The organism is Leifsonia sp. 22587 (assembly GCF_052044215.1).
In the GTDB taxonomy this organism is placed as follows: Bacteria; Actinomycetota; Actinomycetes; order Actinomycetales; family Microbacteriaceae; genus Leifsonia; species Leifsonia shinshuensis_C.
Map to the genome: position 1 here is coordinate 94,192 of NZ_JBQENB010000001.1, position 14,222 is coordinate 108,413.

Sequence of the window (14,222 nt, forward strand, 5' to 3'; positions counted from 1 at the left end):
CGGCGGGGCCGCTAGGCGGCGGCGACGCCGCTAGCCGGCGGCGTGCGGGGCGAGCTCGACGATCGGTCCGTGCCCCGGCAGGATGCGGGCCGCGTCGCAGAGGACGAGCCTCCGGGCGCTCCGGGCCGCCTCGTCGGCGTCGTGCTGGAAGAACCCGGGCAGCTGCTGCAGCTCGCCCGACTCACGGAGCAGTGGATGACCGCTGACGACGGCATCGCCCGACAGCAGTGATTGCGATTCGGGCTCGAAGAAGCAGACGCTCCCGGTCGTGTGCCCGGGCGCCGGCACCAGCTGGAGCTCGTGGCCGGTGCTGAGCAGGATGCTTTCGCCCTCCAGGGCCACGGCATCCCGCACGCCGACGTCGCCCAGGCCGCCGGCGCGCACCGCGGCGACGGTCCACCGAACCGTTCCCCGCTTGAAGATCGAGGGGAGCAGGTCGGCCACGGTGACCTGCTCGGTGACGTCGCGGCGCACGTTGGGGAGCTCGGCGGGCGACGCGGCCACCACGACGCCCCGCTCGGCGGCGAGCCGTGCGCTCGCGCCCAGGTGGTCGGAGTGCCCGTGGGTGATCAGGATGCGGCGCAGGTCGGCCGGGTCGGCCCCCGCGAGGCGGATGGACTCCTCGACCAGCGGCAGGTCCGCGGGGTAGCCGCAGTCGACCAGTTCCACGGCGCCGGCGCCGTGAAAGACGGTCCAGTTGGAGAGCGGCCCTTCGACGAAGAGGATGCCGGGGGCCACGCGGACGGTCGAACGGATGCCACTCACACGGTCACTCTAGCGACGCGCTTGACCTTGACGTAACGTCAACTCCTAGCGTGGGTGCTGCATCGCACGAGAGGAGGGGACATGGACTGGTCCATCCAGGACATCGCCCGGATCGCCGGGACGACCAGCCGGACGCTGCGGCACTACGACGCGGTCGGGCTGCTCAAGCCCAGCCGTGTCGGGGGCAACGGCTACCGGTACTACGACCGCGACTCCCTCATGCGGCTGCAGCGCATCCTGCTGCTCCGCGACCTCGGCCTGGGCCTCGACGCCATCGGCCGGGTGCTCGACGACCGGACGGATGCGGCGCCCGCCCTGCGCGACCACCTCGCGTGGCTGCGCACGGAGCGGGAACGGCTGGCGCGGCAGATCGCGTCGGTCGAGTCGACGATCCACGCCGTGGAGGAAGGAGAGGAGATCATGGCCGAGCAGATGTTCGACGGCTTCGATCACACGCAGTACAAGGACGAGGTCGAGGAGCGCTGGGGGAAGGAGGCGTACGCCTCCTCCGACCGCTGGTGGCGCAGCAAGACGCCGGAGGAGCGCCGCGACTGGCAGGAGCGGCAGCAGCGTCTCGCCGCCGACTGGCAGGCGGCCGCCGCGGACGGGGTCGCACCCGACTCCGACCGGGCGCAGGAGCTGGCGCGACGTCACGCGGACTGGCTGGCCGACATCCCGGGCACGCCCGGCTACGGCACCGGCGCCCCGCTCGCCGCGTACCTGACCGGTCTCGGCGACATGTACGTCGCCGACCCCCGCTTCGCGGCCAACTACGGCGGGGAGGCCGGCGCGACGTTCGTCCGCGACGCCCTCCGCCACTACGCCCAGCACCTCGCCTGACCCGCGCCTCGGTCGCCCCGGTCTAGCGCGCTGAGCCCCCGTCGAGTACACGAAAAGTGCACGGTTTCGAGCTGAAACCGTGCACTTTTCGTGTACTCGACGGTTGGGCGCGAGGGCGCAGGCGCGAGGGCGCGCGAGGTCAGGGGTGGCGGGGGCGGCCGGTGAGGCGGTCGTCGAGCCAGTGGGCGGCGACGACGCGGGAGGGACGCGAGCGGCGCTCCGACGGAGGGTCCGCGGGCGCGCGGTCGGGCTGGGGGCCGTGGACGAAGGGGGAGTCCGGGCGGATGGCGCGGTCGTGCGCCGCCCGGTCGGATTCGAGCAGGATGCCGTCGCGCACGTCGAAACGGACGGCACCCTGCTCCTCCTCGAGGCCGGCCGACTGCTCGGCCGTTCCCTCGAGCTCGCTCTCCAGCGCCGCCGCAGCCGTTGCAGCGTCCTGCGGCAGGCGGATCGCGAAGAAGGGGAGGGTGATGCTGCAGAGCGGGCCGACCAGCAGCGCGAACGCGAGCGTCCCGACGCCGACGTTCCCGCCGAGCGCCCACCCGATGATCAGGACGGTCACCTCGATGGCGGTCCGCACCATCCAGATGGGCCGTCCGGTGCGGGCGTGCAGGCCCGTCATGAGGCCGTCGCGCGGGCCGGGTCCGAGGCGCGGGCCGATGTAGAGGCCGGTCGCGACGGCGAGCAGGAGCAGGCCGCCGACGAAGAACAGCACCTGCGCCCACAGTTCCGTCTGCTGCGGGAGGAGGTCGAGCCCCAGCTGCGCACTCGGGCCGACCAGCAGGACGTTGAGCACCGTGCCGAGTCCCGGCCGCTGGCGGAGCGGGATCCAGAAGGCGAGCACGACCAGCCCGACGATGTTTGTCACCAAGCCGAACGGGATGCCCGTCTTGAGGGAGAGACCTTGGGCGAGCACATCCCACGGCGACAGCCCGATGCCGGCGCGGACCATGAGCGCGATGGCGATGCCGTAGAGGAACAGGCCGATCAGCAGCTGCACGAGGCGCCGGGTGAGGAGGAGTCGGGTGGTCATGAGAACAATCCAATCGCGATGATTGGACTGGCGGCAAGATGCCAATTCGCCTAAAGTGGCCTGCATGTCGGATGCGCAGCTCACCGCCCGGTCTCTCGAACTCCTGCTCGGGACCTGGCGCACCTCCGCCGCGTCCTACGCCGCCCTCGCCGACCGCATCCGGCTGCTCGTGCTCGACGGGCGCATCCCGATCGGCACCCGTCTGCCCGCCGAGCGAGACCTCGCCGGAAGGCTGCAGCTGAGCCGCACCACCGTCGCCGCGGCCTACCGGCAGCTGCGGGAGGGCGGCTTCGTCGACAGCGTCCGCGGCTCCGGCAGCGTCACCCGCCTGCCCGGGCGCACGCTTCCGCTGCCCGCGACCGGCGGCGAGGGGATGCTCGACTTCACCAAGGCGTCGCTCCCCGCGGCCTCTCCGCTCGCCGCCGCGGCCCGGGCGGCCGCCGAGGAACTGCCGCGCTTCCTGCCCGACCCGGGCTACGACCCGGTCGGCCTGCCGCACCTGCGCGCCGAGATCGCCGAGCGGTACACCCGCCGGGGGCTGCCGACCGACCCCGGCCAGATTCTCGTCACCGTCGGCGCCCAGCAGGCCATCGCGCTGATCGCGCGCACCTTCCTGCAGCGCGGCGACCGGGTCGTGATCGAGGTGCCGACGTACCCGCACGCCATTGAGGCGATGCGGCTGGCCGGCGCGCGGCTCGTGCCCATCACGGTCACGGCGCCCGAAGAGGGCCCGCACCGGCTGGGGGAGGAGACGGACGGCTGGGATGCGGAGGGCATCGAGCAGACGTTCCGCCGGGCGAATCCCGCGCTGGCGTACCTGATCCCGGACTTCCACAACCCGACCGGCGCCTCGATGAGCCCGGAGACGCGTCGCCGGGTGCTCGCCGCGGCGGCCGGCCACGGCACGATCGTGGTCGCGGATGAGACGACCGCGGAGCTCGACATCGACCGGGTCGGCGAGTACCTGCCGCTCCCCGGCTACGCGGACCCCGCGACGCCGGCGGCCCCGATCGTGATGATCGGCTCGGCGAGCAAGACGCTGTGGGGCGGCCTCCGGATCGGCTGGATCCGCGCGGAGCGCTCGCACATCCAGCGCCTGATCGCCGCAAAGCCCGCGACCGACCTCGGAACGCCGGTCATCGAGCAGCTGGTCGTCGCGCAGCTTCTCCCGCAGCTCGCCGAGATCGCCGAGGAGCGCCGGGAGCAGCTGCGGCTCGGCCGCGCGGAGGTCCACCGGCTGGTCGCCGAGACCTTCCCGGAGTGGACCGTTCCGCCACAGCACGGCGGCCTCACCGCGTGGGTGGGCATCGGGGCGCCGGTGAGCTCGGCGCTGGCACTCGCGGCCCGCAGCCACGGCCTCCTGATCGCAGCCGGCCCCCGGTTCGGGCTCGACGGAGCGTTCGAGCGCTTCCTGCGCATCCCGATCACCTACACGCCGGAGGAGTACGACCGGGCGTTCACGGCGCTGTCGCGGGCGTGGGCGGTCGCGGCCAGCGAGCCGGCGCCGTACTTCGACCAGGGGGCGCTGCCGAGCGTGGTCTGACGCCGGCGGTGAACATCGCGGGGACGCCCCCGGGAGTACAGGGATGTCGTACCAGGGCATGAAGCGCTCGCCCAAGCACGGCTGACATACTTTCCGAGCGCCATCGTCGCCGCGCGTCCCGTCCGCCGTTCCTTAAGGGGAATTCCGTGCACTTCCTCGCCGTCCTCAGCATGAAGAACCGTGCCCTGATCGCGCTCGTCACGATCGTCGCAGCGGTCTTCGGCGGCCTCGCGCTCACCAACCTCAAGCAGGAGCTCATCCCCTCGATCTCCTTCCCGCAGCTCGTGGTGCTCTCCAGCTACCCCGGCGCATCGCCGGAGGTCGTCAACAACGACGTGAGCACCCCGGTGGAGGCGGCGATCCAGGGGGTCCCGGACCTCGACAGCACCTCGGCGGTCAGCAGCACGAACCAGTCGATCATCACGGCGAAGTTCACCTACGGCACCGACCTGGCGACCGCCGAGCAGAAGATCGACCAGGCGATCAACCGCATCAAGTCCACGCTGCCCTCGGGCGTCGAGCCGCAGGTCCTCTCGGGAAGCATCGACGACCTTCCGGTGATCCAGCTGGCGGTGACCGGCGGCACGGATCAGCGGGCGCTCGGGAACGACATCACCAAGCTTGTCCTGCCCGACATCAAAGACCTCAACGGCGTCAACGACGCCCAGCTCGTCGGCGAGGTCGGCCGTCGCATCACCATCACGCCGGACGCCGCGAAGCTCGCGGCCGCCGGCGTCTCGACGTCCGCAATCAAGGATGCGCTGCAGCAGAGCGGCGTGCTCATCCCGGGCGGCGACATCACCGAGGACGACAAGACGCTGTCCATCCAGTCGGGCAGCCAGCTGGGGTCGGTCGAGGACATCGCCGGACTGCCGCTGGTCCGCTCGGCGGGCGGCGCGGGGGCGTCGGGTGCGGGCGGAGCCGCGGGTGCGGCAGGAGCGGCGGGCGGCGCGGGGGCGTCGGGTGCGGGCGGAGCGTCGGGCGCGGCCGCCGGCAGCGCAGGTGCCGCCGCAGGCGCCGCAACCGGCGCGAACGCAGCGACCGCCGCAGCCGCGGCCACGCCGCCCCCCACCATCGGCGCGGTCGCGACGGTCGAGGAGACCGACGACCCGATCACGTCCCTCTCCCGTGTCGACGGCAAGCCGGCGCTGACCGTCGCCGTCACAAAGCTGCCGTCCGCCAACACCGTCGAGGTGTCGCACGAGGTCAGTAACCTCATCCCGGACCTCGAGAAGAAGCTCGGCTCCGGCGTCACCATCACCGTCGTCTTCGACCAGGCGCCGTTCATCACGCAGTCCATCAACTCGCTCACCGAGGAGGGGCTGCTCGGCCTCGCGATGGCGGTCATCGTCATCCTGGTGTTCCTGCTGTCGGTCCGGTCGACCCTCGTGACCGTCATCTCCATCCCGACGAGCGTGCTCATCACGTTCATCGTGATGTGGGCCTCCGGCTACACGCTCAACATCATCACGCTCGGCGCGCTCACGATCGCGATCGGCCGCGTCGTCGACGACTCGATCGTCGTCATCGAGAACATCAAACGGCAGCTCGTGGCGGGGTCCGATCGCGCGGTCGTGATCGTGCGCGCCGTGCGCGAGGTCGCAGGAGCGATCACCGCATCCACCATCACGACGGTCGCGGTGTTCCTGCCTCTCGCCTTCGTCGGGGATGTCACGGGCGAGCTGTTCCGGCCGTTCGCCGTCACGGTGACGATCGCCCTGCTCTCGTCGCTGCTGGTGGCGCTGACGATCGTCCCGGTGCTGGCGTACTGGTTCCTGCGAGCGCCGAAGGTGCACAAGCACGAGGGCGGCGACGACGTCGAGGCCGCCCACCTGACCGTCGAGGAGGCCGCGGCGTCGGGCGTGGACGAGCTCGAGCATCCCTCGCGCCTCCAGGCGGCCTACCTGCCGATCATCCGCTGGACGCTCAAGCACTCGGTGTGGACCATCGTCGCGGCCGCGCTCGTGCTGGTTCTGACCGTCCTCTCGTTCCCGCTGGTGAAGACGAACTTCCTCGGCTCGAGCGGGCAGAACTCGCTCACGGTCACGCAGACCCTGGATCCGGGCGCGAGCCTCCAGGCGAAGGACGACGCCGCGAAGGTCGTCGAGAAGAAGCTGCTCGACACGTCGGGCGTCAAGACCGTGCAGGTCTCGATCGGCTCCAGCGGATCGTCGCTGCGTGACGCCTTCACGGGCGGAAGCGGTGGCACCACCTTCTCGATCACGACCGACCCGGACGCCGACCAGGCGAAGCTGCAGAACACCATCTCGGACGAGCTCGCGGCGATCAAGGGCCAGGGCGAGATCACGCTATCGGCGTCGAGCGGGTTCGGCGGGTCGACCGACATCCAGGTCGACATCTCGGCCTCCAGCAACGCCGACCTGCAGAAGGCGACGGACTCGGTGGTCGCGGAGCTCGACAAGAAGTCGTCGCTCAAGCAGGTCACCAGCAACCTGAGCGCGTCGCTGCCGTATGTGGCCGTGGCGGTGGACCGCTCGAAGGCGGCCGCCGCCGGGCTCAGCGAAGTGGCCGTCGGCACGATTGTGTCGCAGGCCATGCAGCCGACGCAGGCCGGATCGGTCGCGATCGACAACACGACGCTCAAGATCTACCTGCAGAGCGCCAACCCGCCGACGACCGTAGCCGGGCTCGCGCAGCTGCCGATCCCGACCGCGGCCGGCGTCGTCCCGCTCGACACCCTCGCCTCCGTGAAGGAGGTCAAGGGACCGGCGACGGTCACCACCGAGCGCGGCCTGCGCACGGCCAGCGTGACCGCGACACCGGCGACGGACAACCTGACGACCGCGAACGCAGACGTCACTGCGAGCCTCAAGGCGGCCGACCTGCCCGAGGGTGCGACGGCGAAGATCGGCGGCGTCTCCGCCAGCCAGTCCGACGCGTTCCAGCAGCTCGGGATCGCGCTGCTCGCGGCCATCCTCATCGTGTACATCGTGATGGTGGCCACGTTCCGCTCGCTCCGTCAGCCGCTGCTGCTCCTGGTCTCGGTGCCGTTCGCGGCGACCGGCGCCATCCTGCTGCAGATCATCTCGGGCATCCCGCTGGGCGTGGCGTCGCTGATCGGCCTCCTGATGCTGATCGGCATCGTCGTGACCAACGCGATCGTTCTGATCGACCTCGTCAACCAGTACCGACGGCGGGGCCTCAGTGTGTCGGATGCGGTCGCCCACGGCGCCTCCCGCCGTCTGCGCCCGATCCTGATGACGGCGCTCGCGACGATCGCCGCCCTCACGCCGCTGGCCATCGGGCTGACCGGGCACGGCGGGTTCATCTCCCAGCCGCTCGCCATCGTGGTGATCGGCGGGCTGATCTCGTCGACTGTGCTGACGCTGGTGGTGCTGCCGACGCTGTACAACCTCGTCGAGGGGCGGCGCGAGCGGAAGGCGGCCCGGCGCGCGGCGAGGCTCGGCGGGGACGGCGACGGGACATCCGGAGGCGGCAGCGACGTGCCGCCGACCGGCCCCTCGGGTGGGGACGGCTCCTCCGGGCGGACCCCGGAGCCGCCGGTGTTCACCCGGCCGGCGGGCGGCTCGCAGATCTGAGCCGGACGTCGCGCGGCGTCTGAGATCCCGGACAGGCGACGCGCGACGGCCCGGCCTCTGGCGCCGGGGTCTGGATAGGGTCGCGGTATGAGCGAGCAGCCGCTGTCCGTCGATCCGCTGTGGCCCCGCGCGGGCGGGTGGGCGCCCCTGGGGCCGGACGGCGCGGACCTGACGCTGCTCGGCATCCCGACGCACGAGACGTCGCTCTCGCCGACGGGAGCGCAGGCGACGCCCGGTGCGGTGCGGGATGCGCTGCGCCGGTACTCGGCGTTCGTGCCGGGACTCGACGTGGAGGCGCTGCGCTTCGCCGACGCCGGCGATGTCGAGTCGCCCGATGCGCCCGGCGGCCGGGAGCGCGCGATCGACGCCATGGCGCACGCGGTCGGTCTGTCGCGGCTGACGGTCGCCGTGGGCGGGGACAATGCGCTCACCGTCCCTGCAGCGCTCGGCGCGTTCGGGCCGGACCTTGGCGCCGCCGGATTGATCACGCTGGATGCGCACCACGACCTCCGGGACGGGCGGTCGAACGGCTCACCCGTCCGGGAGCTGCTGGAGGCAGGGCTGGACGGGCGCCGGGTCGTGCAGATCGGTATCGCGGACTTCGCCAACTCGGCCGCCTACACCCGGCGCGCGGCCGAGCACGGTATCACCGTCATCCCGCGTGACGCCCTGCACACGCGCCCGCTCGACGACGTCGTGGCGGAAGCGTTGGAGATCGCCGGGGCCGCGGGCGGCCCGGTGCACGTGGACCTCGACGTAGACGTCTGCGACCGTTCCGTCGCGCCCGGCTGCCCGGCCTCCGTCCCCGGCGGCCTGGCGGCGTGGGAGCTGCGGCGCGTCGCCCGGCTGCTCGCCGCATCCCCCTCGGTCCGCTCGATCGACATCGCGGAGGTCGACGCGACCGCCGACGCCCCCGACCAGCGCACGGTGCGCCTCGCCGCGCTGCTCGTCCTCGAGGCCGCCGCCGGCCTCGCCTCCCGCTAACCCGCGCGCCGGTCCCCTCCGCCCCTCCGTCGAGTACACGAAAAGTGCACGCTCTCGCCGCGTGTCGCGTGCACTTTTCGTGTACTCGACGGAGGGCGGAGGCTCAGGAGGCGCGGACCGTGCGGGAGACGAGGGGGACGCCGGGACGGTAGGCCAGGTGCACGTGGCTGGGGGCGGCCAGGACCGCGAAGTCGGCCCGCGCGCCCGGGCGCAGGTGGCCGACGTCGTCGCGGCGGAGCGCGGCGGCGCCGCCCAGCGTCGCGGCCTCCAGCGCCTCGGCGGGAGTGAGGCCGAGCTCGCGCACGGCCAGCGCGATGCAGAACGGCATCGACGACGTGAACGACGACCCCGGGTTGCAGTCGCTCGCGATCGCCACCGTGGCGCCCGCATCCCGCAGCCGCCGCGCGGACGGGTACGGGTGCCGCGTCGAGAACTCGACGCCCGGCAGGAGCGTCGCGACCGTGGCGGAGGCCGCCAGGCGCTCGACGTCGTCGTCGGTCAGGTAGGTGCAGTGGTCGACGCTCGCCGCATCCACCTCGACCGCCAGCTGCACGCCGGCTCCCGGGCCGAGCTGCGACGCGTGGACGCGCACACCGAGTCCGCGCGACGCTCCAGCGGTCAGGATGCGGCGGCTCTGCTCCGTGGTGAAGGCGCCGGTCTCGCAGAAGACGTCGATCCAGGTGGCGTGCGGCGCGCAGGCGTCGAGCATCGGGCCGACCACCAGATCGACGTAGGCGTCGGGGTCGTCCGCGAACTCGGGAGGGACGACGTGCGCACCCAGGAAGGTCGTCTCATCCGTGACCTCGCGGGCGAGCCGCAGCAGACGCTCCTCGTCGGCGACGGTGAGCCCGTATCCGCTCTTCACCTCGAACGTCGTCGTGCCCTGGGCGTGAAGTTCCGCCACGAAACCCGCCAGGCGACGGCGTAGCGCAGCGTCGCTTGCCTCACGCGTCGCCGCGACGGTCGACCGTATGCCGCCCGCGGTATACGGCCGCCCAGCCATCCGGGCCTCGAACTCCGCCGAGCGGTCACCCGCGAAGACGAGGTGCGTGTGCGCGTCCACGAAGCCGGGGACGACCGCCGCTCCGTCCAGCTCCTCGACCGCGTCGGCGTCCTCCCGCGGCGCGGCGGACGCCGGCCCGGTCCACGCGACCCGACCGTCCACGGTGAGCAGGGCCGCGTCGGTCACGAGCCCGAGGGCCCCGTCGTGCGCCGGGTCGAACGTGACCAGCTCGCCGATGCCGGTGAAGAGCGTGGCGGTCATGGCCGGTCGGCTCCCTGCTCGCGCATCGGGATGCGCAGCCCGCGCTCCTCCGCGACCTCGACCGCGCGCTCGTAGCCCGCATCCACGTGCCGCATCACGCCCGTTCCGGGGTCGTTGACGAGCACGCGCTCGATCTTCTCGGCGGCGAGGGGCGTCCCGTCCGCGACCACCACCTGCCCGGCGTGGATGCTGCGCCCGATCCCGACGCCGCCACCGTGGTGCAGCGACACCCAGGTCGCACCGGATGCGGTGTTCAGGAGGGCGTTGAGCAGCGGCCAGTCCGCGATCGCGTCCGAGCCGTCGGCCATCGCCTCGGTCTCCCGGTACGGGGAGGCGACGGATCCCGAGTCGAGATGATCCCGCCCGATGACGACGGGCGCTGACAGCTCGCCGGACGCGACCATCTCGTTGAACCGCAGGCCGGCGAGGTGCCGCTCCTTGTATCCCAGCCAGCAGATGCGCGCGGGCAGGCCCTCGAAGTGCACCTTCTCGCCAGCCTGGGTGATCCAGCGTCGCAGGTGCTCGTCGTGCGGGAACAGCTCCAGCACGGCACGGTCGGTCGCCGCGATGTCGGCCGGGTCGCCGGACAGGGCCGCCCAGCGGAACGGGCCCTTGCCCTCCGCGAACAGCGGGCGGATGTACGCCGGCACGAAACCGGGGAAGTCGAACGCACGGTCGTAACCGCCGAGCTGCGCCTCGGTGCGGATGGAGTTGCCGTAGTCGAACACCTCGGCGCCCGCGTCGAGGAAGCCGACCATCGCCTCCACCTGCGCCGCCATCGACCGGCGCGCGTCGTCGGTGAACCGCTCGGGGTCGGCGGCCGCGCGCTCGCGCCACTCGTCGACGGTGTAGCCCACGGGCAGGTACGAGAGGGGGTCGTGGGCGCTGGTCTGGTCGGTCACGATGTCGATCGGGACGCCGCGCCGCAGCAGCTCCGGGAAGACCTCGGCGGCGTTGCCGACCACGCCGACGGAGAGCGCCCGGCGCTCGTCCTTGGCGGCGAGTGCCCGCGCGACGGCGTCGTCCAGGTCGTCGGCGAGCACGTCCAGGTAGCCGTGGTCGACGCGGCGCTGAAGGCGGGTGCGGTCCACATCCACGATCAGCACGGCGCCGCCGTTCATCGTGACGGCGAGCGGCTGAGCGCCGCCCATCCCGCCGCATCCGCCGGTCAGCGTGAGGGTGCCGGCGAGGGTCGCGTCGGCGTCGTCGCCGGGGACGCGCTGCGCCGCGAGCTTGCGGGCGACCGCGCCGAACGTCTCATACGTGCCCTGCAGGATGCCCTGCGAGCCGATGTAGATCCAGGATCCGGCGGTCATCTGGCCGTACATCGTGAGGCCGAGCGCCTCCAGCCGGCGGAACTCAGGCCACGTCGCCCAGTCGCCCACCAGGTTGGAGTTGGCGATCAGCACCCGCGGCGCCCACTCGTGCGTGCGGAAGACGCCGACCGGCTTGCCGGACTGCACCAGGAGCGTCTCATCCGCCTCCAGGTCGCGCAGGGTCGCGACGATCGCGTCGTAAGCCTCCCAGCTGCGCGCGGCGCGGCCGGTGCCGCCGTAGACGACCAGGTCGTCGGGGCGCTCGGCGACCTCCGGGTCGAGGTTGTTCATCAGCATGCGTAGCGGCGCCTCGGTCTGCCAGCTCTTGGCGCTGAGCTCGGTTCCGCGCGCCGCGCGCACCGGTCGTGCTCCATCCATCGTCTTACGTCCTTTCGGCGTTCGTGCTGTGCTCCCTCCGTCGAGTACACGAAAACTGCACGCTTTTCGGAGTGAAACCGTGCACAAATCGTGTACTCGACGGTGGGGAGGGGGGTCAGGGGAGGGGGGTCGGGAGGGCGGCGCGGAGGGCGCCGGAGCGGACGAGGTCGGTGGCGGCCTCGATCTCGGGGGAGAGGTGGCGGTCGGGGCCGGGGCCCGGGACGGCGGTGCGCAGGGTCGCGATGACGGCTCCGGTCGCGGGGCCGGGGCGCAGCGGGGCGCGCAGGTCGGCGCCGCGGGCGGCGGTCATCGCCTCGATCGCGATCACGCGCGTGAGCCCGTCGATCGCGCGTCGCAGCTTGCGGGCGGCCGCCCATCCCATCGACACGTGGTCCTCCTGCATGGCGGACGAGGGGATGCTGTCGACGGACGCCGGCGCGGCCAGCCGCTTCAGCTCGGAGACGATGCCCGCCGCGGTGTACTGGGCGATCATCAGCCCGGAGTCGACGCCCACCTCGTGCGCGAGGAACGGCGGCAGCCCCTGGTTGCGGGCCGGGTCGAGGAAGCGGTCGGTCCGGCGCTCCGACATGCTGGCGACGTCGGCGACCGCGATGGCGAGGAAGTCGAGCACGTAGGCGACCGGTGCGCCGTGGAAGTTGCCGTTCGACTCCACCCGTCCGTCCAGCGTGAGCACCGGATTGTCGACGGCCGACGCGAGCTCCCGCTCGGCGACGAGCTCGGCATGGGCGAGGGTGTCGCGGGCCGCGCCGTGCACCTGGGGAGCGCAGCGGAGGGAGTACGCGTCCTGCACCCGGGTGCACTCCGGCCCCTTGTGGCTGGCCACGATGGGCGAGCCGGCGAGCATGGTCCGGATGTTCGCCGCGGAGACCGCCTGGCCCGCCTGCGGCCGCAGCCGCTGCAGATCGTCCGCGAAGACGGCGTCGGTGCCGAGCAGCGCCTCGACGCTGAGCGCAGCGGCGATGTCGGCGTCGGTCAGCAGGCCGTGGAGGTCGTGGATCGCGAGGGCGAGCATCCCGAGCATCCCGTCGGTGCCGTTGATGAGCGCCAGGCCCTCCTTCTCGGCGAGGACGACGGGGTGGATGCCGGCGGCCGCGAGCGCGTCGGCGGCGTCCTGCAGTTCCCCGTCGACGCGCACGCGCCCCTCGCCCATGGCGGCCAGCGCGCAGTGCGCCAGGGGCGCGAGGTCGCCGGAGCAGCCGAGGGAGCCGTACTCGTGGACGACCGGGGTGATGCCGGCGTTCAGCAGGGCGGCGTAGGTCTCGACCGTCTGCGGCCGCGCGCCGGTCCGTCCGGTCATGAGGGTGGAGAGGCGCAGCAGCATGAGGGCGCGCACCACCTCCCGCTCCACCTCGGCGCCGGAGCCGGCGGCGTGCGATCGGACGAGACTGGCCTGCAGCTGAGCACGCCGGTCGGCCGGGATGAACGTGGTCGCGAGGGCGCCGAACCCGGTCGAGATGCCGTAGTGCGGCTCGGTGTCGTCCGCGAGGGCCTCGACGATCGCGCGGGAGGCGGCGACGCCCGCGAGAGCGTCCGGATCGAGCTCGACACGAGCGTCGTCCCGGGCAACGGCAACGACGTCGGCGATGGTCAGCGGTCCGGCGCCGACGGTGACGGAGGTCTGGGTCTGGAGCATGCTCCGATCATCGCGCCGAGGCGTCTGGGCGCGCCCCGGCTGTAGGCTGCTCGGTGTCCGGGATCCCAGACGCACGGCCCAGGATGCCCAAGCCCAGGATGCACAGCCGGGAGGATGCGATGAGCAAGGTGCCCGCAGCGGAGAACACGCTGCGCATCCTCGGCTACCTCGGCGCTCAGCGCGGCCCCGCCCCGGCGGCGGCGATCGCCTCCGCCCTCGGTCTTCCGCGCTCCACGGTCTACCACCTGCTCGCCGTGCTGACGGAGCACGGCTTCGTGCTGCACTTCCCCGAAGCGCGCCGCTACGGCTTGGGCGTCGCGGCCTACGAGCTGTCGAGCGGGTTCTCGCGGCAGCAGCCGCTGAGCCGCCTCGGGCGTCCCATCGTCGCGGCGCTCGTCGACGCGATCGGCGAGTCGGGTCACGTCGCCGTGCTCCACGGCCGCGACGTCGTCTACATCGTGGAGGAGCGTGCGCCCCGGCGCCCCCGGCTGGTGACGGATGTCGGCGTGCGCCTCCCGGCCCACCTCACGGCGAGTGGACGCGCGCTGCTCGCCACCCTTCCCCGGGAGCAGCTGCGCGCGCTCTACCCGGACTCCGGAGCGTTCGAGGACCGCACCGGCGCGGGCCCGCACTCCTACGCCGAGCTGCGCCGCGTCGTCACCGAGGCCCGCGAGCGCGGTTACGCGACCGAGGACGGCGAGGTCACGCCCGGGTTCGCGTCCGTCGCGGTCTCGGTGCGCGACCATGCCGGGTGGCCGGCGGCGGGTATCGCCGTCACCTTCCCGCGCGAGAACGTGGCACCCGAGGGGTGGGATGCGCTCGCCGCGCGGGTCCGCGACGCCGCGGCCGAGCTCTCGCGCCGCATCCGGGGCAGCTGATCCGGGA

10 protein-coding genes are annotated in these 14,222 nt (G+C 72.7%); 5 read left to right on the plus strand and 5 right to left on the minus strand.

All coding sequences use genetic code 11. The features are described from left to right. Positions 1–30 precede the first annotated feature (30 nt). Positions 31–765: an MBL fold metallo-hydrolase gene (locus ACTJI1_RS00475; RefSeq protein ID WP_440741111.1), complete on the minus strand. Its 735-nt coding sequence runs from the start codon at positions 763–765 to the stop codon at positions 31–33. A gap of 81 nt (positions 766–846) precedes the next feature. Here ACTJI1_RS00475 and ACTJI1_RS00480 point away from each other — a divergent pair, with 81 nt between their 5' ends. Further along, positions 847–1,605 carry a MerR family transcriptional regulator gene (locus ACTJI1_RS00480; protein ID WP_440741112.1) on the plus strand — a complete coding sequence of 253 codons (759 nt, stop codon included), beginning with the start codon at positions 847–849 and terminating at the stop codon, positions 1,603–1,605. A 139-nt stretch (positions 1,606–1,744) separates the two neighbouring features. Here the strand turns inward: ACTJI1_RS00480 and yczE are convergent, their stop codons facing one another. Next, on the minus strand, positions 1,745–2,638 hold the full coding sequence (gene yczE, locus ACTJI1_RS00485) for a membrane protein YczE (protein WP_440741113.1): 894 nt from the start codon (positions 2,636–2,638) through the stop codon (positions 1,745–1,747). 64 nt (positions 2,639–2,702) lie between these two features. Between yczE and yczR the strand changes: the two genes are divergently transcribed. From yczR to ACTJI1_RS00500, 3 genes are all read left to right on the plus strand, one after another. Beyond that, positions 2,703–4,181: a MocR-like transcription factor YczR gene (gene yczR, locus ACTJI1_RS00490; protein WP_440741114.1), complete on the plus strand. Its 1,479-nt coding sequence runs from the start codon at positions 2,703–2,705 to the stop codon at positions 4,179–4,181. A gap of 146 nt (positions 4,182–4,327) precedes the next feature. Further along, positions 4,328–7,741 carry an efflux RND transporter permease subunit gene (locus ACTJI1_RS00495; protein WP_440741115.1) on the plus strand — a complete coding sequence of 1,138 codons (3,414 nt, stop codon included), beginning with the start codon at positions 4,328–4,330 and terminating at the stop codon, positions 7,739–7,741. A gap of 87 nt (positions 7,742–7,828) precedes the next feature. Next, positions 7,829–8,725 carry an arginase family protein gene (locus ACTJI1_RS00500; protein WP_440741116.1) on the plus strand — a complete coding sequence of 299 codons (897 nt, stop codon included), beginning with the start codon at positions 7,829–7,831 and terminating at the stop codon, positions 8,723–8,725. Between the two features lie 103 nt (positions 8,726–8,828). On the opposite strand, the gene hutI is transcribed toward ACTJI1_RS00500, so the two are convergent. The 3 genes from hutI to hutH all read right to left on the minus strand — a co-directional run bounded on the left by hutI (position 8,829) and on the right by hutH (position 13,337). Continuing rightward, complete coding sequence (gene hutI, locus ACTJI1_RS00505) at positions 8,829–9,989, minus strand: imidazolonepropionase (protein WP_440741117.1); 1,161 nt, start codon at positions 9,987–9,989, stop codon at positions 8,829–8,831. After that, the gene (locus ACTJI1_RS00510; protein ID WP_440741118.1) at positions 9,986–11,683 is read right to left on the minus strand and encodes a urocanate hydratase; all 1,698 of its coding nucleotides are present in this window, start codon (positions 11,681–11,683) and stop codon (positions 9,986–9,988) included. The genes hutI and ACTJI1_RS00510 overlap by 4 nt, the downstream gene beginning before the upstream one ends. A gap of 115 nt (positions 11,684–11,798) precedes the next feature. Further along, positions 11,799–13,337 carry a histidine ammonia-lyase gene (gene hutH, locus ACTJI1_RS00515; protein WP_440741119.1) on the minus strand — a complete coding sequence of 513 codons (1,539 nt, stop codon included), beginning with the start codon at positions 13,335–13,337 and terminating at the stop codon, positions 11,799–11,801. Positions 13,338–13,456: 119 nt separating this feature from the next. On the opposite strand from hutH, the gene ACTJI1_RS00520 reads away from it, so the two are divergent. Continuing rightward, positions 13,457–14,215: an IclR family transcriptional regulator gene (locus ACTJI1_RS00520; RefSeq protein WP_440741120.1), complete on the plus strand. Its 759-nt coding sequence runs from the start codon at positions 13,457–13,459 to the stop codon at positions 14,213–14,215. Positions 14,216–14,222: the final 7 nt, after the last annotated feature.